The organism is Archangium lansingense (assembly GCF_026626635.1).
GTDB classification, from domain to species: domain Bacteria; phylum Myxococcota; class Myxococcia; order Myxococcales; family Myxococcaceae; genus Archangium; species Archangium lansingense.
Genome location: NZ_JAPNKA010000001.1, coordinates 4,655,231 through 4,673,929, shown reverse-complemented (window position 1 = coordinate 4,673,929; position 18,699 = coordinate 4,655,231). Strand labels below are relative to the sequence as shown.

Genomic DNA, 18,699 nt, shown 5'->3' with positions numbered 1-18,699 from the left:
CCTCTGTACCTCACGCCTGCTCGGCGAGCAGCCTCAGGATGGCGAGCTCCGTCTTCGCGTCCGGCACCTCCCCGCGCCGGCACATCGCCAGCAGCTCGCGGATGGGCCGCCACTGCAGGTGCGTGCCCTCCTCCAACGGCGAGCCGTCTCCCTTCGGCGTCCCCTGCTCCTTGCCCGTCACGTCCACCGCCGCCGGGAAGATCTTCTCCGAGAGAATCCCCGGCGCCACGAAGAAGCCCGCCCCCAGGAGCTGAATCTCCTCCGGCTTCACCTCGAAGCCGGCCTCCTCCAGCACCTCCTCCGCGGCCCGGTGCCGCAGGCCCTGCTCGCCCTTGTCCTCCGGCTCCAGCAGCCCCGCGACGATCTCCTCCACCCGCAGGTACGTGGCCCCATCCGGCACCGTCATCTCCTTGCCCCGCCGGAAGTACGCCGCCGGCCGCAGGTTCATCCGCGTCAGCACCTCCAGCCCCGACGCACCGCGTCGGTACACCAGCACCGCCACCGCATCCAGCCTCGGCCGATCCACCACGTCCACCCGGTACACCTTGGACGCCGTGCCATCCGCTCGCCGGTTCTGGCACCTCAGCCGCCGCACTCGCAGGAAGCCCTCGTCACACTTCGCGGTCGACGAGAAATCCTCGATTACCTCGATATCCGTCACAACAGAATGACTGCTTGAACGCATGTACGCTCCCTTACCTGAAGAGCCTGACGCAGGGGCATTGCTTGCCCACTCACCGTTTGTCTCGTACCTTGCGCCGTCGTCTAGCGGTCAAATTCTTCAAGCCCCCCGGATTCGTCCCCGAATGCGAAGCCTTCTGTCCGGACTCCTTTGTGTCCTGCTGTGCGCCTCGTGCATGCCCGTGATGTCGGGCGAGCAGGACCTCGATCTCAGTGGACAGGAGGTGCGGCTCACCCTCCTTCACACCTCGGACATCCACTCACGGCTCGTCCCGTATGACTTCGCGCCGCTGAAGACGGATACGGACCTGGGCATCGTCCCCGAGGCGGGTCCCTTCGGTGGGGCCACGCGCATGGGCGCCATCCTCAAGCGCGAGCGCAAGAAGGCCGAGCGCGTGCTGCACCTGGACTCGGGCGACTGCTTCCAGGGCGCGCCCATCTTCAACCTCAACAACGGTCAGGCGGAGATGAGCTTCCTGTCCAGGATGCGCCTGGACGCCGCGGTGATCGGCAACCACGAGTTCGACGCCGGCCTGCTCAACTTCGTGGAGAAGACGCGCGACTACGCCACCTTCCCGCTGATGGCGGCCAACTACCACTGGGACAGCCCTAACGATCCCGGCAACGCGCAGGCCCTGCTCAACACCGTCCCCTACGTCATCCGCAACGTGCAGGGCCTGAAGGTGGGCATCATCGGCATGGCCAACATCTCCTCGCTCAACTCGCTGGTGGAGGGCGGCAACTCGCTGCAGGCCACCCCGCTGGAGCAGAACGAGGCGGCGCGCGCCTATGTGGAGATGCTGCGCCCGGTGGTGGACCTGGTCGTGGCGGTCAGCCACCTGGGCCTCACCGAGGACCAGGATCTCATCCGCGGCTACGAGGCCTATTACGAGTACGAGCGCGCCAAGCCGTTCCTGGAGCGCGACCATGATCGGTGGCAGCTCATGGAGTGGTCGGACCCCAGCCTGGAGGGCAACCCCAAGGCGGTGGTGAGGGTGTTCATCCCGGGCGTGTCCGGCCTGGACGCGGTGCTGGGCGGCCACCTGCACGTGGTGCTCAACCCGCCGCAGCAGCTCAGCGACCCGAGCGGCCGCAAGGTGGTGCTGGTGCACTCGGGCGCCTTCGCCAAGTACGTGGGCCGGGCGGACCTGGTGGTGAAGGTGCCCAAGGCCGAGGATCGCACGCTGGATGGCGCGGAGATCGTCAGCCATACCTACAAGGCCTTCCCGGTGGACGGGCTGTGGTGCAACGACGCCATGCGCGCTCACTACCAGGACAACTTCTGGAACGCCGGCCAGTTCATCAACGCCCCGGGCGTGCGCGAGGCCATCGCCCAGTGCCAGCAGCAGGAGGACCGAGAGACAACGGACCTGCTCCAGCCCTTCCTGCTGGGCATGGACTTCAACATGCAGCTGACGTCCATCTTCTCCTACGCGCCGCGCGACGTGGCCCGCCGCAACACCTCCACGGGTGGTGACTCGCCGCTGGGCAACGTCGCCGCGGACTCCATGCGCAAGCGCCGCGCCGTCGAGGCGGAGATGGCCCTCACCAACTCGCTGGGCATCCGCGACAACCTCTACGCGGGCGTGGTCTCCCAGGAGTCCATGTTCAACGTGTTCCCCTTCGAGAACACCATCAACCTCATGTACCTCTCGGGCATCGAGATTCAGGAGATGCTCGACTTCGTCGCCGAGCGCTCCGCCGAACGCGGCTGCGTGAGCCAGGCGCAGATCTCCGGTGCGCGCTTCACCATGGACTGCGCCCAGGTGCAGCTCAATGATCTGCGCATCCCCTGCGAGCCGGCGAACGAAGGCAAGGACTGCCCGCAGCAGGACCGTGAGGACCACGCGCCCTGGCAGTGCCTCCAGGACCAGGACGGCTCCCGCTGCTACGCGCGCCCCGCCACGGACGTGGTCATCAACGGCAGCCCCATCAACCCCAACGGCATGTACCGCGTGGCCGTCAACGACTACATCGCCAAGGGCGGCTCGGGCTTCAGCGTCCTCAAGCGAAACACCACCCGCCAGGAGACGGGTATCTCCCTGCGTGACTCGCTCATCGGCTACATGCAGGGCTTCTGCACCTGCGACGACATCAACGCGGGCCGGGAGGTCTCCAAGGCCGGCGAGCGCTGCGGCACGCTGGTGGAGGGCAAGTGGGTGGTGGACGATCAGATCATCAACTTCTGCAAGCAGGCGCAGGCGTTCGAGGACGCGCTGGCCCAGAAGCTGGGCGACTGCACCTGCGGCGATCTGCTGTCGCTGCCCGAGGATGCCTCCAGCCGCTGCGGCGTGGAGGGCCTCACGCCGGACATCATCCGCACCACGTGCAACGTGCCCCAGGGCCCATACACCGGCCGCTGCTACTGCCGCGACGCGCTGACGGGCGCCCAGGAGTGCGGCTCGGTCACCCGGCAGCTCGAAACCTTCTGCGAGAACCCCACTGAGATGCCCATCGCCAACGCCACCGAGGACAACCGCATCGGCCGGAGGGTGAAGTAATGAAGAAGCAATGGCTCCTCCTGGCCGCGACCGCGGCCTCCCTCTCCGGCTGCTTTAGCGTGGACTCGGGCACCACCCAGGGCGTGGGCTCGTTCCGCGTGCTGGTGCAGAGCATCTCCGCCGTGAGCGCCAGCGGCAGCCTCCAGCCGCTCGAAGTCGTCCCCTCCTGCATCAAGCTCTACGGCACCCGGACGGATCAGGTGCCGGCCAACCTGCGCGGCACCGCGGACTGCCGCTACGTCGTGCCCAATGGCCAGGTGGAGCTGCTGTTGGACGTCACCGCCCTGGACAAGACCGGCAAGGCGTTCGACTTCAACGGACCGGTGACCTTCAAGGTGGTGCCGGGCGACCTGTCCGACGACTACGCCTACACCTGGATGACGCTCGCCCGCGGCCGCGGCAACGGCAAGGTGCGGGCCGAGCACGTCTACGGCGAAGTGCGCGTCTGGGCCGTGGATGAGCCCGTCGAGCTCCACTACACCGATGCAGGCGTGGCGGGCACTCCCCCGCCCGAGCCCGACGGTGGCCGCTCCTACGCCGCCGGCTCCTCCGAGCCATTGTTCTTCCAGGATCCGACGCTCTCCGCCGTCCAGTCGCCGCAGGGCTACGACAACCGCTCCTCGCCCTTCGTGGGACAGTTCGTCACCATCGGCCGCGCCCCCGAGTCCGGCTCGGTGCTGTACCAGAACTGCCCGGACCTGGATCTGAACGGCGACGGCCAGCCGGATCCCCAGCCGGCCAAGCCCGTCACGCTGCTGGTGACGGGGACGGATCCCTCGGGCTTCTTCGTCACCGACATCACCGCCTGCCCCGTGCGCGAGGACACCAGCTCCGCCGCGCAGGTGCGCGCCCCCGAGCCCAGCGGCTTCCTGCCCGGCTCGTTCGGCTCCATGTTCGTCTACAACTACAGCTTCCCCGAGGGCCTGGACCCGGGAGATCTGCTGTGGACGCTCTCCGGCTCCATCCAGGAGTTCACCTCCACCACGCAGCTCACCTTCCCCTCGTGGACGGTGCGTGAGCGCGTGCGCGAGCTGCCGCCGGAGCAGTGGAACAAGTACCTGGATCTCAACCCGCCGGTGGAGATCAGCCTGCGCCACTGCGGCCTGGACAACACGATGGCGCCCTTCGTCACCGACACCACGTGCGGTCATAACCGGCGCAACATGAAGATGGAGAGCCTGGAGTCGGGCCTGGTGAAGCTGCGCCGCGTGCGCTTCCCGCAGACCTTCAAGAACTGCGACTTCAACGGCGACGGCTCGGTGCCCTTCTTCTGCGAGACGACGGTCAACGGCGAGTGGGTGTGGGCTGGCTGCGCCTTCCCTGCCCCCGCGGTGGATCCAGACCTCGAGGAGCGCACCTGCAACATCCAGTGCACCAACGGCGCCGGCCCGTACCTGAACACCGTCTGCACGGAGAAGGCCCAGTTCACCAACTTCGGCCAGTTCGTGGTGGAGCTGCCTGGACCCGGTCCGCGCGAGGCCGGCCTGGATGACACGCTGATCAACCGCCGGCAGGAAGTGCTCCTGTCCGACACCAGCTCGAAGAAGCTCTCCTCGGGCTACGAGGCGGGTGTCGCGGCGAGCATCTGGTGCGACGTGGACACCTACCTGCGCGTGGGCGATGCCAACGTCACCGCCGACAACACGGCCGAGCTGCTGCCGGCCAAGACGCGCAAGGACGTCATCTTCAACGCGGGCGAGGGCATGGTGGCCTTCCTGGCCGCGCAGTCGGTGGCGGTGACCCCGGCGCCGCGCTGCACCGTGGCGCGCAACACCCATACGCGCGTGCTCCTCATGACGAAGGACGCCGTGCCGGAGCTGAAGGTGGACTGCGACGAGAGCAGCACCGACGCGGAAGCGGCCAGGCAGTGCCGCTACCTGCGCGGAGCCACCTATGACGTGGTGGGCCACCTGCGCCACGTGCAGGCCGCTCGGCCTCGCTGGATGGTGCTGCCGCGCGACCAGGACGATCTCTGCTGCTACCCGGGCCCTGGCCTGGAGTGCCCGAAGCCGATCCAGCCTTGTAAGTGAAGTCGTTGTCTTGAACGAAGTGAGCGCCCCATTCCCAGGGGCGCTGGGAGGAGCGGCGATCCCCCGCCGCGCCTGGAGGGAATTTGAGAACGCTGCGCACGCTGGCCCTTACCGGGCTGATGACCCTTTCCGCGCCCGCTTGGGCCGGAGACTTCGTCGATACCCGCCTGTCGTTTGCCTTCGCGGATGACAACGTCTTTGCCGATGCGGGAGAGACGACGCCCAACAGCCCCTCGGCCCGGTTCGGCGGCGGAATCCAGAACACCCAGTTCTACGACAACTTCAACACCCGCTTCTCCGGCTTCGAGACGCTGTCCAACATCGTCCTCTACAAGCGGATGCCGGCCTTCTTCGAGGGCCTCACCACCGAGGCGGCCCTCACGGTGCTGATGCTGGAGCGGCCCTCGGGTGGTATCGACCTGCGGGACAACTCCAGCTACATCCGCCTGCACTACCGCCCCCAGGGCTGGGGTGAGAACGAGGGGCTGTCGCTCACTGGCTTCCCGGTGTCTGCGGACCGCTTCCGGTTGGGCTACGCCTACCGCATCTCCTGGGGCGGCAGCAGCGTCTTCACCACCCGCGCCGCCGCGGCGGGCGTGCCGGGCGCCCGGCTGCAGCTCACGCGCGACCGTTGGTACGCGTACGCGGGCGCCAAGACGGCGCTGGTGCTCAATGATCTGATCAAGGAGCAGGAGTCGCTCTACGGCTTCATGGCGGGCGCCGGCTGGGACATCCTCGAGACGCTGCGCGTCGAGGCCGGCGGCGGCTACTTCCAGAAGGGCATCGTCCCGGGTCTGGCCGCGCTGGGCGTGGAGGCGCCGGTGAACTCGGCGGGTGTGTCCGCGCAGGCCGTCTACCACGTGGGCGCGCCGGTGGGCACGAGCATCGACTTCCGGCTGTACCGGAACGATCCGGAGGTCTACCAGCGCTTCTTCGCCCCGGAGCAGTACCCGGGCGGCCTGTCCTATACGGTGTCGCTTGAGGGCAGCTACCTGGTGCAGACGCTGTCGGATCCGGACGTGTTCGGCCGCACGGTGCCGCAGGAGGCCCGGGCGGTGGCGCTGCAGGCGCGCGCCAAGTGGAACTACTGGCGCTTCCACGTGCTGGGCCTGTTCCGCGACCTGTCCTTCATCCAGTTCGACGTGCCCGGCCTGCCGCCCTTCAACGACTTCCCGGACGGCACCGTGGTGAAGCCGGAGATGTTCGTCGCCGCGGGCGCCGACTACCACATCCCCGCGCTGCACTTCACCCCGGGCTTCATCATCGGCGTGCAGCAGCCGGCGTCGTTCCGCAGCCCGGATCCGCTCTTCGGTGGCAACAACCCTCCGCCGGGGCTCACGGGCACGCGCACCGTGGTGGTGCGTGACGTCAACGTGCTGAGCATCCTCCCCACCACGTGCGGCAGCAACAACGCCGTCTGCCTCGCGGAGCCCATCATCTCCGCCAAGGGCACCTTCCGGTGGGATCTCTCCGAGATCGTCTCCGCCGTGGGCGAGATCTATTACACCTACGATCGCAACCGGACGACGTTCCGGGATGACGTCTTCGGTGTCGCGCAGCCCAGCTTCGAGGACCCGCACGCCCTGGGGTTCAACATGCTGCTGCAGGCGCGCTTCTAGTCCTCGCTCAAAGCCGCTCGCAGTCGCGGCGTCATGAAGTCGAGGAAGGCCCGAACGCGCCGTGGTGCGCGTTCGCGGCCGAGGTAGAGCGCGTGGACCTCTTCACTGTCCACGATGGCATCATCCAACACGGTGACGAGTCGGCCGGCCTTCAGGTCCTCGCGCACGTGGAACTCTCCGAGTCGCGCGAGCCCCAGGCCCAGCACCGCCAGGTGGCGCACCGTCTCACCGTTATTGGCGACGATCGAGCCGTGCACTTCCCGATCGATCAACCGGCCGCCGCTGCGCAGAGGCCAGACGGCCGCCGCGCGCCGGAAGTTGAAGCCCAGGCAGTTGTGGTGCTCCAGGTCCGCCACACGCCGGGGAGTGCCCCGCTCGGCGAGGTACGCCGGTGAGGCGACGATTCGGCGCCGCACTTCGCCCAGACGGATCGCCAGGAGACCGGAGTCCGCCAGCTTGCCGATTCGAAAGGCGACGTCGGCCTGGGCCGCATAGAGGTCCACGACCTCGTCGGTCACGGTCAGATCCAGGCGAATGCCCGGATAGGCACGAGTGAAGGCCGGGAGCTGCTGCACCAGGCAGTGCCGCCCGAAGGGCACCGAGACATTCACCCGGATCAGCCCGGTCAGCGCGTGGGCGCCACCCACGACCTCGGCCTCGAGCGCATCGAGGTCACCGAGAATGGACTCGGCACGCTCGCGGTAGAGCTCGCCTTCGGCGGTGAGCCGCAGCCGCCGGGTCGAGCGCTCGATCAGCCGCACGCCGAGCCGGCTTTCGATGCGGCTGATCAGCTTGGCGGTCGAAGACGGCGTCATGCCCACCGCACGGCCGGCACCGCTGAAGCTGCCCGCCTTCGCCACCTTCAGGAAGACCTGCATCTCCCAGGCTCGCTGATCGCTCATGAGGCCCACCCTGTCATTCCAGGACAAGGTGATATGGCCTCGAAGCCTGTTCCGCCAGGAGAGAGGAGCGTTTACCCAAGGGAGGTCTCGCAGCCCTGAATTCACAAGGAGAAGCTCGATGGATCTGCAGCTGAATGGAAAGAAGGCCCTCGTCACCGGCTCGACCGCCGGCATTGGCCTGGAGATTGCCCGGCGCCTGGCCACCGAAGGCGCGGACGTCATCATCTGCGGCCGCAGCCAGGCCAAACTGGACGAGGCGGTCGCTCAGCTGCGCGCCTCGGGCGGCGGAAAGGTCCGTGGCGTACTGGCCGATCCGGCCACCGCCGAGGGTGCGAAAACCCTCCTGGAGGTGGCGCCCGACCTCGACATCCTGGTCAACAACCTCGGCATCTACGAGGCCAAGGACTTCGTCGATATCTCCGACGAGGCCTGGCGGAAGCTCTTCGAGGTGAACGTCCTCAGCGGCGCACGCCTGGCGCGCCAGTACTTTCCGGGCATGCTCGAGCGCAACTGGGGGCGAATCATCTTCATCGCCAGTGAGGCTGGCATCAGGGTGCCCTCGGACATGATCCACTACGCCGTGACCAAGACCGCCCAGTTGACGATCTCGCGAGGTCTGGCCGAGTTGACCAAGGGCACGCGGGTCACGGTCAACTCCGTCCTGCCCGGCCCGACCCGCTCGGAGGGCATCGTCGACTTCCTCAAGAGCGTTGCCAGCGCTCCCCATGCGCCAGCGGCGGAGATCGAAGCGGAGTTCTTCCGCAAAGACCGCGCCACCTCGCTGCTCCAGCGGATGATCGAGCCGGAGGAGATCGCCAACCTCGTGGCCTATGTGGCGAGCCCCCTCTCGGCAGCCACGAACGGCGCGGCCCTGCGCGTCGAGGGTGGACTCATCTCGACCATCACCTGAGCCCTGGCCCCAGGTGGGTCCGCCCTCCGCCCGGAAGGGTTTCCTCTCCGCCTCCATCTTTTCTCAACGTTTCGTCCATACGGTGGCCGCGCTGGGAGACGTCATCTCCCGAGGAGCCCTCCATGCGCCCCACCGTATGCCCCCCTACGGCCCCCCCTCCCCGCCGCGCCACCTCCTGGCTCTCCGGGATGCTGTGTGCCCTCGCGCTCTCCGCCTGCACAGAGGAAAAGCCACGTGAGCCCTCACCTGCCCTTCCGAACGTGTGCGCGGAGACCAGCGCCCAACGGGAGGTGACCTGGTTCCGAGACGTGAAGCCGGTGATCGACACGAAGTGCGCTGGGTGCCACCAGGACGGAGGCATCGCTCCGTTCCCGCTGACGACCACCGAGCAGGTCCAGGGCATGAAGAACGCCATCCTCCACTCGGTCTGCGAGCGCAGCATGCCCCCCTGGCCGGCCCACCGGGATTGCAACCAGTACAACCATGACCGCTCGCTCTCGGATGAGCAGATCGCGCTCATCCGCGACTGGGTGCGTGCGGGCGCTCCCCTGGGCAACGAGAGCGACGCCCCCGCGGAGACGCCCCCAGCCAGCGCCCAGCTCTCGCGAGTGGACCTCGAGCTGGCCATGAGCGAGCCCTACACGCCCCAGGTCCATCCGGACGAGTACCGCTGCTTCATGCTCGACTGGCCCGAGACCGAGGAGAAGTTCATCACCGGAATCGGCGTGCGCCCGGGCAAGACGGACATCGTGCACCATGTGCTCCTCGCCGCCGTGCCCCCGGAGAACCTGAGCGCCTACCTCCAGGCGGACGAGGCCGATCCGGGTCCTGGCTTCTCATGCCCCGGAGGCCCCAACCCCCCGAATGGCCCGCTGGACAGCCGTGGCGTGATGATCGGCGGCTGGGTCCCCGGTGGCGAGGGACGGGACCTGCCCGCCGGCACGGGCATCCGCATTCAGCCGGGCTCCAAGCTGGTGATGCAGCTTCACTACAACACCTCGTCCGCCCCACCCGCGCCGGACCTGTCGAGGCTGCTGCTGAAGCTGGATGGCTCCGTCGAGCACGAGGCCTTCTTCTTCCCCTTCACCAATCCGGAGTGGGTCCGGGACAGAAAGATGCCCATTCCCAAGGGTGAGAGCGACGCCTTCCATATCTGGAGATACAACGCGCTCGATTTCGCCTCGCGCGTGAGCAAGAAGCAGATCCGCGACACCGCGCCCATCAGCGTCTACGGGGCGCAGCTGCACATGCACCAGCGAGGGACGCGGACGGCGCTCACCGTCGAGAAGGGGGACAAGGAGAAGGCGTGCCTGCTGGAGATTCCCGAGTGGAACTTCCACTGGCAGGGGGTGAACTTCCTCCAGCAGCCGGTGCGCATCTCGCCCGGAGATGACCTGCGCATCGAGTGCCACTGGAACAACGCGGGCTTCACGCCCCACCATGGTGCACCGCTGCCGGCCGTGTCCGACCTGAACTGGGGCGAGGGCACCAACGACGAGATGTGCGTCGCGTTCCTGTACGTCACCCAAGAGTGACCGGGTCTGGCGGGCCACCCCACCTTCCGTTCGGAGGGAGGGGGGGCAGGCGGACGGGCCTCTAGATCGTGCGCCGTAACAAGCCGGTGCCTGCCCCTCCACCATGATGTGATGGGGGAATAGATGGCACGTACGGGATTGGACGATACGCCGCTGATGAACCTTCCTCCTCCGGTGATCGAAGTCCAGCGACGCCCACCGGAGGCGATTCCCGTGACGGGTGTCCTCCAAGCAGGTTCAGCCCGAGTGGACCTGACGCCCGGCTTCCTGTCCTCCCTGGCAGGCTGGGGCCCTACCCTGGCGACGTCGAGACGCACACGCGCCGCCTGGGGCCGGCTCTTCGCACGGGTGCTCGTGCTGGATGATGGCCAGGGCGAGCGGGTGGCACTCATCGCGGCGGACCTCCACGCCGCCACGCGCTACGTCACCGAGCGGCTGGCGGAGCACACCGCGGCGCTGGGCCTGCACGTCGGCCGCCTCTTCCTCGCGGGTACGCACACCCATAGCGGACCGGGGAACTTCTACGCCAACACGTACTACGACACGTTCGCGCAGACCGAACCGCTCCTGAAGGAGCAGGGCCTGGACCCGGTCATGGTGGACTACCTGGTGGAGCGGCTCGGGCTGGGCGTACGCGAGGCCTGCGCGCGCTTGCGCCCGGCACGTGTCGGTCACGGAGTGGCCCGCCTCTGGAGGTACTCGCGCAACCGGAGCCTCGGCGCCCTGCGCGAGAACTTCCCGGGCCTGGACGACTCAGCCCTCCGCCAACGAGTGTCCGCGCTGGGCTTCCCCTCGGGCACGCTCGCCGTCTCCCCCCCGGACCTGCCGCTCGATCAGGTCTGCGTGGATCCGCGCATCCAGGTCCTCTGGGCCGAGGAGGCTGACGCGCCCCACCGGCCCATCGGGGCCTTCGGCACCTTCGGAGCCCATGCGTCACTGCTCGCCAAGGAGCACCCCATGTGCTCACCGGATTTCTTCGGGGTGGCCACGCGTCACGCGGAGCACCTGCTGCGCGGCGCGGCGGGAGAACCCGGACCGGTGGTGGCGCTCGCCGCTGGTGCCATCGGAGACTCCGACGCAGCGCGGCCCGGCATGACGCTCGAGGCGCTGAAGAAGGCGCGCGAGGACCGGACGCAGAACCTGTCGTTGATGGAGGAGGTGGGCCGAGCCGTGGGCGCCCAGCTCGCCAAGGCCTGCGAGGACGCGCGCACCCAGGTGAAAGCCTCGCTGCGCATCACCGCCCTCTTCGACGAGCCCACGATTCGCGATGCGACGTTGAAGGATGGCAGGCGCCTGCCCACCGCGGCCCTGGTTGGCGCGCCGACGCTCCGGGGCTCGGAGATGGGCGGGGGCGTGACCTTCTTCAAGGAGGGAGAGCGGCTGGAGGGCCTGCCGGACACGGATCCGCAGTGGCCGAAAGCGCCTCCGCGCGCACTGGAGCGGCTGATCCGCGAGTCCCTCAAGTACCAACCGCACACCCTGCCCCTGCGGCTGTTGAAGGTGGGGGACCTGTGGCTGATGGGGTGCCCCGGAGAACCCACCTCCTGGCTGGCACATGAGCTGACCCAGACGATGCTCGCGCGGGGCGCTCGGGAGGTCATGGTCGCGGGCGTATGCGGAGACTATGCCGGCTACCTCACCACCGAGCGCGAGTACAAGGCGCAGCACTACGAGGGCTCGAGCACCCTCTGGGGGCGGAACACGGAGCCCTGGCTCCTCGAGCGCTTCGACGCACTCGCGCTGAGCGCCACCACCGCCATCCCATCGGGCGCGGCCCGCTTCACGATAAAACCCGGTAAGCACCAGGCCCTCACGCAGCCGCAGCCCCCCACTTCCGAGTTCACTCCGTCCTGGCCTCGGCCGCCGGAGCTCGCAGCCCCCCGGATCAGCAATGGGCGGCTGGTGCTCGCGGGCCGGTGGTTCGCCTGGGCTCCGCAGGAACGGGGCGAGCTGGGATGGGGCGCGTGGCTCCGGCTCGAAGACGCGGACAGCGGCGAGCAGTTGCACAGCGCGAACCGTCCCCTCGATGACCAGCACCACACCTTCCTGCTGGAGTTCATCGAGTCGGCCGGCGTCTTGGAGTGGCGGTGGATGGTCGTCCTCGACGACTGGGAGCATCTGCGGGGCCGGAAGATCCGCTTCCGGACCCAGGGGCCCAGGGGAGTGAGCGTACGGCCACCTCCCGGCGCGCGGTGGCCCGAAGCGAACCTCCTCTTGAACATGGCCGCCTGAGTCCGCGGGGTGGCGTTCACGTCCGTGAGCAGTCGATGCGGCCACGTGTTACAGACGACGCGTATGGATAGCGATCAGCTGTTGTCGTCCTTCGTGAAGGTGCTCGTGTCGGATCCCGAGCGCTCGGCCAGGTTCTACGAGGCGCTCGGATTCAAGCGGACGCAGGCGGCTCCGCCCTTCATCCACCTGCGGTGGGACAGCCAGGCAGAGGTGTACCTGGTCTCTCAGCCCCCCGTGGTGAAGCTGGAGGGCCAACGAGGGCTGGGCGTGCTGCTGGGCTTCCGCGTGGGCGCCATCGGACTGGAGGAGCTGGCCTCGAAGGCACGGGAGCAAGGGGCGCACGTCGAGGGGCCCACCCGTCAGCCGTGGTTCACGCGGGAGATCATCATCACGGATCCCGACGGCTACCGGCTCAACTTCATCGAGCCCGCGTAGCACCTGGACGCACTCCGCTCCCCAGCCAGGACCGGGGAGCGGAAGCCATCCTCACCACGAACTACACGCCCGCGAACTGCACGCCCTCGAAGACGAGGGTGGGCGTGCGCATCGAGCTGTTCACGTAGGGATCGTTCCCCACGGCGACGAGCTGCTTCCACAGGTCCATCTGGTTGCCGGAGATGTTCATCTCGCCAATGGGCTCGGCGAGCTTCCCACCGCGCACGCGGAAGCCCTGGACACCGAGGGAGAAGTCCCCTGTGACTCCGTTCGAGTTGCCGCCGAGGAAACTCGTGACGAGGATGCCTTCCTTGAGGTCCGCCAGGAGGCCCTCCTGCCCCTTGCTCCCGAGCTTCCAGGAGAGGTTCGAGGTACTGCCCGTCGTCGGGCGCGCCTTGAGCTTGCGGCCGTAGTAGGTGTCGATGAAGTAGGAGCGAAGCACGCCCGCCTCGAACAGCGGCAGCGGCCGGGCGGTGATGCCCTCGCCGTCGAAGAGGCGCGAGCCAAGGCCCCGCTTCACGTGCGGCTCATCGGTGAGCACGAGCAGGCCGCTCCCCACCTTCTGGCCGAGCTTCCCGTCGAGGAAGGAGCGCTTCTGCTGGATGGCTCCGCCCGACATGGGCCCGAGGAGCATCGACACGAGCCGGCCCGCGGCCCGGTTGTCCACGGCCATGGTGATCACCGCGGACGCCCCCTTCGTCGAGCCGATGCGTCCCAGGGATCGCTCCGCGGCACGGCGACCCAGAGCGGCCGCTTCGGGCAGGTTTTCGAAGAAGCGCGCCAGGGCGTAGTCGCCCTCCTCCGGCCTACGCCCATCCGGATCCTGCGCGCTCACCTCCGCGGAGGCGACGAACTGCGTCCCTCGCAGCCCGCCCTCGAAGCCGTTCGAGCTGACCCGGAACGTCTCCCGGAGCGTATCCCCGAAGGCGGTGGTGACGGACAGGATGGCGCTCTTGGTATCCGCCGCCCGCGCTCCTGCCTCGAGCTCCCGGACGAAGCGCTGACGCTCATCGGCGGTGAGCGTCGCCTGGCGCGGGTCCTCGATGGACAGGTCCACCAGGGTCCGGCCCTGGTACAGCTCGGGCTCTGGCAGCCGGCGGTGCTCGTCACGCGCCAGGACTCGGGTCATCGCCACCGAGTCAGTGATGAAGCGCTCCAGGGCCTCCGGACGCAGGTCGCTGGTGGAGACCGCGGAGTAGCGCCCGTCGACGTAGAGCTGCAGCGAGAGGCCGCGCGTCGTGGCCTCGGAGACCTTGTCCAGCCGACCATCGCGCCACTGCGTCTCCACATCGCGCGTACGGATCGCCGTGGCCGCTGCCTCGGAGGCCCCCTTCTGACGCGCCAGGTCGACCGCCTGCCGCGCGACCTCTGCCAGATTCGTGGTGTTCGTCGTGCTCATGCTGGCCTCCCCTACGCGTTGCGTCCGCCCACCGTGATGGATGCGACCCGGACCGTGGGAATGCCCTGGGACACCGGCACCCCCTGACCATCCTTGCCGCACGTCCAGCCGCCCTCGTCGATGACGAGATCGTCTGCCACCATGTCCACCTTCTCGAGCACCTTGGGCCCGTTGCCGATGATGTTCACGTCCTTGATGGGCCGAGTGAGCTTGCCGTCCTCGATGAGGTAGCCGTTCTTCACGTAGAAGGTGAAGTCGCCCGCGCCGATGTTCACCTGCCCATTGCTGAAGTTGGAGCAGTAGATGCCCTTCTTCACCGAGGCGATGATCTCATCGTGCTTGTGCGGGCCCGGGAGCATGTACGTCGAGCGCATGCGCGGCAGCGGCGCGAACCGGTAGCTCTCGCGCCGGCCATTGCCCGTGGGCTTCACCTTGTAGTGCTTCGCGGAGATGGAGTCGTGCAGGTACGTGGTGAGGACGCCGTTCTCCACGAGCATCGTCTTGCCGGGCTCATTGCCCTCGTCATCCACGTTGATGGCGCCGCGCGCGTACTCGTTCGTGCCGTCGTCGACGATGTTCACGAAGGGGTGGGCAATCGGCTTGTTGAGCTTGTCCGCGTAGATGGACGTGCCCTTGCGGTTGAAGTCGGCCTCCATGCCGTGGCCAATCGCCTCGTGCAGGAGGATGCCGGACGAGCCCGCCGCGAGCACCACTGGCATCTCGCCCGCGGGCGGCTGCACGGCCTCGAAGAGGATGGTGGTGCGGCTCACCGCCTCGCGCACCACGCGCTCCAGCCGGTCGGGCGAGTAGAAGTCCAGCCCCGCGCGGCCGGCGACACCGTAGGTGTTCTGCTCGCGCTTGCCGTTCTGCTCGGCCACGCACGACATGTAAAGGGTCGTCATCGGCTGAATGTCCTCGACGAGCCGCCCGTTGCTGTCGGCCACGAGGACAGCGCCGTGCTCATCAGAGAACGAGAGCGACACCTTGGAGATGCGCGGGTCCGCCTTGAAGGCGTTCGCGTTCAGCCCCTCGAGGATGGGGAGCTTCTGCTCGGGGCGGACGGCATCCCAGCCCAGCTTGAGCACGTAGCGCTGCGGAATCTCCTTGTAGATGTGGAGGCGCTGGGGGCCGGGCCGAGAAGGACCATCGGCAATGGCGGCGGCGGTGCGAGCGGCGCTGCGCATCGCGTCCAGCGTGAGCTCCTCGGTATAGGCATAGCCCGTCTGGTCGCCCTTGACGACGCGCACGCCGACGCCGAGCTCCACGGTGGTGAACGCCTTGTTCACCGCGCCGTCCTCGAGCGCCATGGAGGTGGACACCCGGTGCTGGAAGAAGAGGTCGCTGTAGTCCCCGCCCCGCGACAGGGCGGCGGCCAGCGTCTCGCGGATGAGGGTCTCGTCTACGCCGAAGCGGGCGAAGTACCCGATGGACTGGGACGGTCCATCCGAGCCACCTCCGGGCCCACCCTGGCCCGCCCTCTGCGTCGTCGCACAGCCAGACAACAGCTCGCCCGCTCCCGCCATCGCCAGTGCTGTCGTGCCGTAGCCAACGAAGTCACGTCGCGTCATTCCGGTCTTGCCTCCCGCCATGGCTCTCCCTCCTTCAGTGAAGGTCACCGCGCATCCAGAGCGTAACCCCACGGCCATGCCAGTATTCCGGAAATCCCCCGTCCCCCGCCTTCCGTGGGCTACAAAACAAAGAACGGGCCGGGCAACGGGTTGTCGCGCCGGCCCTTCCGGGGCCGCTCAGGCCACGGACGTCATGCGCACCACCTCGTCGAAAGAGGTGAGGCCCATGGCCAGTTTGCGCACCGCCGCCTCGCGCAGGGTGCGCGTTCCACCCCGGCGCGCCGCCTCCACCAGCTGCTGATGGTTGCCGCCGCGGGAGATCTGCTCGCGCAGTTCGTTGTTCATGTTGACAATCTCGAACGCGCCCGTACGGCCCCAGTAGCCGGTGCCGCGGCAGCGCGGGCACCCGACGCCCTTGACGATGTTCACCCCGCCCGGCAGCAACGGAATGGGCGCGCCCAGCAGGGTCAGCTCGTCCGGAGTGAGAGTCGTGGGCTGCGGGCAATGCGGGCATACGCGCCGCAACAGACGCTGGGCCATCATGCCGATGAGGCTCTGCGCCAGCAGGAAGGGCGGCACACCCAGGTCCTTCAAGCGCGCGACTGCGCCGATGGCGTCGTTGGTGTGCAGCGTGGAGAGCACCAGGTGGCCCGTGAGCGCGGCCTGGACGGCGTTCTCCGCCGTCTCCGCGTCACGGATTTCGCCCACCATGATGACGTCCGGGTCCTGGCGCAAGATGCTGCGCAGCGCATTGGCGAAGTCCAGCCCCACCTTGGGCTGCACCTGCACCTGGTTGAAGCCGTCCCACACCATTTCGATGGGGTCTTCAATGGTGGTGACGTTCACGTCCTGGCCGGCCACCGCCTTGAGCGCCGAGTAGAGCGTGGTCGTCTTGCCGCTGCCCGTCGGGCCCGTCACGAGGATGATGCCGTGGGGCTGGTCGATCCACGACTCGAAGACGCGCTTCTCCTCCGGATCGAAACCGAGCTGGGCGATGTCCTGCACCAGCGTCTCCGGATCGAACACACGGATGACCACCTTCTCGCCGAAGGCGGTGGGCAGCGTGGAGACGCGGAGCTCCACCTCGCGGCCATCGCGCTCGGTCTTGATGCGGCCGTCCTGGGGCTTGCGCTTCTCGGAGATGTCGATGCGCGCGAGCGTCTTCACGCGCGAGACGATGGGCGGGTGCACGCCCGCGGGCAGCGTGTAGACGGGGTGCAGCACGCCGTCGATGCGCAGGCGCACCAGCGAGGTGGTGCGCTTGGGCTCGATGTGGATATCCGAGGCGCGGTTGTCGAAGGCGTAGCGCAGCATGTAGTCCACGGCCTGGACCACGGGCTGATCCGCCGCGTCCAGCTCCTGACGACCGCTGAGCTTGACGAGCTGCTCGAAGTTGCTGATCTGCGGCGAGTTCTGCGGGCTGGAGCTGAAGTCATCCGCGGCGCGCACCAGCGTGTTCTTGAAGCCGTAGATGTCCGCGATGGCCTTGAGGATGTCCGCCTTCGAGGCGAACACCGGCTCGACGGGCATGCCGGTGATCACATGGATGCTCTCGAAGAGTTCCTTGTCGAAGGGATTGGCCACCGCGACCAGCAGCCGGCCATCCGCGGCCTTCTCCAGCGGCAGCAGCACGTGCTTATGCGCGAAGGGACGGGAGATGGCGCGGGTGGCCATCGCCATGTCCAGCTTGAGCGGATCGATCTTCTTGTAGGCCAGGCCCGCGGCCCGGGCGACGATCTCCGTGACCCGGTCCTCGTCGAGCGAGCCGCGGCCATCCGCCAGGGGCACCTGGAAGGCGGCGACGATCTCCACCGGGGAGACGTCATAGCGAGCGGCGTCCGTGCCGACGATGCCCTTGTTCTTGAGGACCCGGGCGCGAGCGGCGGCCTCGCGGGTGGCGATGTTCTGCGCCTGGTCGGCGGTGAGCACCCGCTGCGAGACGAGCGCCTGGAGAACGAAGGAGAGGCTGAAGTCGGTCTTGCTGCGGGAGGGAGGAGCAGCAGGCGGGGTCACGGGCGCTGACAACGGCGTCTCCTTGCGGCCACGGGGTACGAAATGGGGACGCCGGGACATCCCAGCGCGTTCAGGGCAGAAGCCGGCCCCCCGGCGACAGTCTACCCGCGAATGGCCCGGATGGTGGCCTCGACGAGCGCCTCGGGGGTAGGCCGCTCGGCTACCGAGGCCACCGGCAGACCCAGGTGCGTCAGTGCCGACGCAGTGGTGGGACCAATGGCCACCAGTCGGGCCGTGCCCAGCCGCTCACGCCCCACCGCCTCCAGGAACGCCTCCGCGGTGCGCGGCGAGGCGAACAGGGCCACGTCCGGCGGGGAGGACTCGAGCAGCGCCTGGGCCTCGGGCGGCAGCGACGCGGGCCGAGAGCGGTACGCCGTCACCCGCGTCACCCGGGCGCCATGCTCGCTCAGGGAATCCTCCAGCTCGCGCCTCCCCTCCTCCGCGGCGGGCAGCAACACCTCGTCCTCCGGCTCCAGCCCGGGGCGCATCACCTCGTAGAGCGCGGCGCCCGTTCCCTCGGGGGACTCGACGGCCACGGTCAGTCCGTAGCCGTCCACGGTGCGCGCGGTGCGCGGCCCCACCACGGCGAGGCGCACCCGAGACAGCAGCTCCACCGTGCCCGCCTCGCGCAGCGCCTCCATCAGCGCATCCACCGCCGAGGGGCTCGCGAACACCACCCACTTGTAGCGCTGGATGGACTCCGCGGCCGCCACCAGCGGGCGTGGATCCTCCGGAGGTAGTAGCTCCAGCAGCGGCACATGCAGCACTTCGGCGCCCTCGTCCTCCAGGAGGAAGCACAGCTCCTCCGAGCGTTCACGGGGGCGCGTCACCAGGACACGGATGCCTTCGAGTCGCTTTTGCACGGGCGCGCACT

Annotated in this window: 13 protein-coding genes; 7 read left to right on the top strand and 6 right to left on the bottom strand. The window is 68.2% G+C overall.

All coding sequences use genetic code 11. From position 1 onward, the window contains the following. Positions 1-10 precede the first annotated feature (10 nt). Entirely contained in the window at positions 11-685 is a 675-nt protein-coding gene (locus OV287_RS19140) for an NUDIX hydrolase (RefSeq protein ID WP_267535476.1), read from the bottom strand. Between the two features lie 121 nt (positions 686-806). Here OV287_RS19140 and OV287_RS19135 point away from each other — a divergent pair, with 121 nt between their 5' ends. From OV287_RS19135 to OV287_RS19125, 3 genes are all read left to right on the top strand, one after another. Beyond that, a complete protein-coding gene (locus OV287_RS19135; protein ID WP_267535475.1) occupies positions 807-3,182 on the top strand; it encodes a bifunctional metallophosphatase/5'-nucleotidase in 2,376 nt (791 codons plus the stop codon). Next, the gene (locus OV287_RS19130) at positions 3,182-5,212 is read left to right on the top strand and encodes a hypothetical protein (RefSeq protein ID WP_267535474.1); all 2,031 of its coding nucleotides are present in this window, start codon (positions 3,182-3,184) and stop codon (positions 5,210-5,212) included. The genes OV287_RS19135 and OV287_RS19130 overlap by 1 nt, the downstream gene beginning before the upstream one ends. Before the next feature lie 83 nt (positions 5,213-5,295). After that, positions 5,296-6,831, top strand: coding sequence for a hypothetical protein (locus OV287_RS19125; RefSeq protein WP_267535473.1), 1,536 nt, complete (start codon positions 5,296-5,298; stop codon positions 6,829-6,831). Here OV287_RS19125 and OV287_RS19120 read toward each other — a convergent pair. Next, positions 6,828-7,733, bottom strand: a complete 906-nt coding sequence (locus OV287_RS19120; RefSeq protein ID WP_267535472.1) for a LysR family transcriptional regulator — start codon at positions 7,731-7,733, stop codon at positions 6,828-6,830. The genes OV287_RS19125 and OV287_RS19120 overlap by 4 nt on opposite strands. Before the next feature lie 118 nt (positions 7,734-7,851). Here OV287_RS19120 and OV287_RS19115 point away from each other — a divergent pair, with 118 nt between their 5' ends. The 4 genes from OV287_RS19115 to OV287_RS19100 all read left to right on the top strand — a co-directional run bounded on the left by OV287_RS19115 (position 7,852) and on the right by OV287_RS19100 (position 12,845). Continuing rightward, positions 7,852-8,643: an SDR family NAD(P)-dependent oxidoreductase gene (locus tag OV287_RS19115; protein WP_267535471.1), complete on the top strand. Its 792-nt coding sequence runs from the start codon at positions 7,852-7,854 to the stop codon at positions 8,641-8,643. A 308-nt stretch (positions 8,644-8,951) separates the two neighbouring features. After that, the gene (locus tag OV287_RS19110; RefSeq protein WP_267535470.1) at positions 8,952-10,178 is read left to right on the top strand and encodes a monooxygenase; all 1,227 of its coding nucleotides are present in this window, start codon (positions 8,952-8,954) and stop codon (positions 10,176-10,178) included. A 123-nt stretch (positions 10,179-10,301) separates the two neighbouring features. Beyond that, positions 10,302-12,410 (top strand): neutral/alkaline non-lysosomal ceramidase N-terminal domain-containing protein, encoded by a 2,109-nt coding sequence (locus tag OV287_RS19105; RefSeq protein ID WP_267535469.1) that lies wholly within the window; start codon positions 10,302-10,304, stop codon positions 12,408-12,410. Between the two features lie 63 nt (positions 12,411-12,473). Next, on the top strand, positions 12,474-12,845 hold the full coding sequence (locus OV287_RS19100) for a VOC family protein (RefSeq protein ID WP_267535468.1): 372 nt from the start codon (positions 12,474-12,476) through the stop codon (positions 12,843-12,845). 61 nt (positions 12,846-12,906) lie between these two features. Here OV287_RS19100 and OV287_RS19095 read toward each other — a convergent pair whose 3' ends face one another. The 4 genes from OV287_RS19095 to OV287_RS19080 form a co-directional block, all read right to left on the bottom strand. Further along, on the bottom strand, positions 12,907-14,244 hold the full coding sequence (locus OV287_RS19095) for a TldD/PmbA family protein (protein ID WP_267535467.1): 1,338 nt from the start codon (positions 14,242-14,244) through the stop codon (positions 12,907-12,909). 11 nt (positions 14,245-14,255) lie between these two features. Further along, positions 14,256-15,812 carry a TldD/PmbA family protein gene (locus OV287_RS19090; RefSeq protein WP_267535466.1) on the bottom strand — a complete coding sequence of 519 codons (1,557 nt, stop codon included), beginning with the start codon at positions 15,810-15,812 and terminating at the stop codon, positions 14,256-14,258. Positions 15,813-15,989: 177 nt separating this feature from the next. Further along, the gene (locus OV287_RS19085) at positions 15,990-17,837 is read right to left on the bottom strand and encodes a GspE/PulE family protein (RefSeq protein ID WP_267535465.1); all 1,848 of its coding nucleotides are present in this window, start codon (positions 17,835-17,837) and stop codon (positions 15,990-15,992) included. A gap of 89 nt (positions 17,838-17,926) precedes the next feature. Next, positions 17,927-18,688 (bottom strand): uroporphyrinogen-III synthase, encoded by a 762-nt coding sequence (locus OV287_RS19080; RefSeq protein ID WP_267535464.1) that lies wholly within the window; start codon positions 18,686-18,688, stop codon positions 17,927-17,929. Between the last annotated feature and the right edge of the window lie 11 nt (positions 18,689-18,699).

Excerpts from the sequence above, each read along its gene's own strand:
- OV287_RS19140 (WP_267535476.1), bottom strand. The coding sequence starts at position 685 with ATGCGTTCAAGCAGTCATTCTGTTGTGACGGATATCGAGGTAATCGAG.
- OV287_RS19135 (WP_267535475.1), top strand. The coding sequence starts at position 807 with ATGCGAAGCCTTCTGTCCGGACTCCTTTGTGTCCTGCTGTGCGCCTCG.
- OV287_RS19130 (WP_267535474.1), top strand. The coding sequence starts at position 3,182 with ATGAAGAAGCAATGGCTCCTCCTGGCCGCGACCGCGGCCTCCCTCTCC.
- OV287_RS19120 (WP_267535472.1), bottom strand. The coding sequence starts at position 7,733 with ATGAGCGATCAGCGAGCCTGGGAGATGCAGGTCTTCCTGAAGGTGGCG.
- OV287_RS19115 (WP_267535471.1), top strand. The coding sequence starts at position 7,852 with ATGGATCTGCAGCTGAATGGAAAGAAGGCCCTCGTCACCGGCTCGACC.
- OV287_RS19105 (WP_267535469.1), top strand. The coding sequence starts at position 10,302 with ATGGCACGTACGGGATTGGACGATACGCCGCTGATGAACCTTCCTCCT.
- OV287_RS19100 (WP_267535468.1), top strand. The coding sequence starts at position 12,474 with ATGGATAGCGATCAGCTGTTGTCGTCCTTCGTGAAGGTGCTCGTGTCG.
- OV287_RS19095 (WP_267535467.1), bottom strand. The coding sequence starts at position 14,244 with ATGAGCACGACGAACACCACGAATCTGGCAGAGGTCGCGCGGCAGGCG.
- OV287_RS19090 (WP_267535466.1), bottom strand. The coding sequence starts at position 15,812 with ATGACGCGACGTGACTTCGTTGGCTACGGCACGACAGCACTGGCGATG.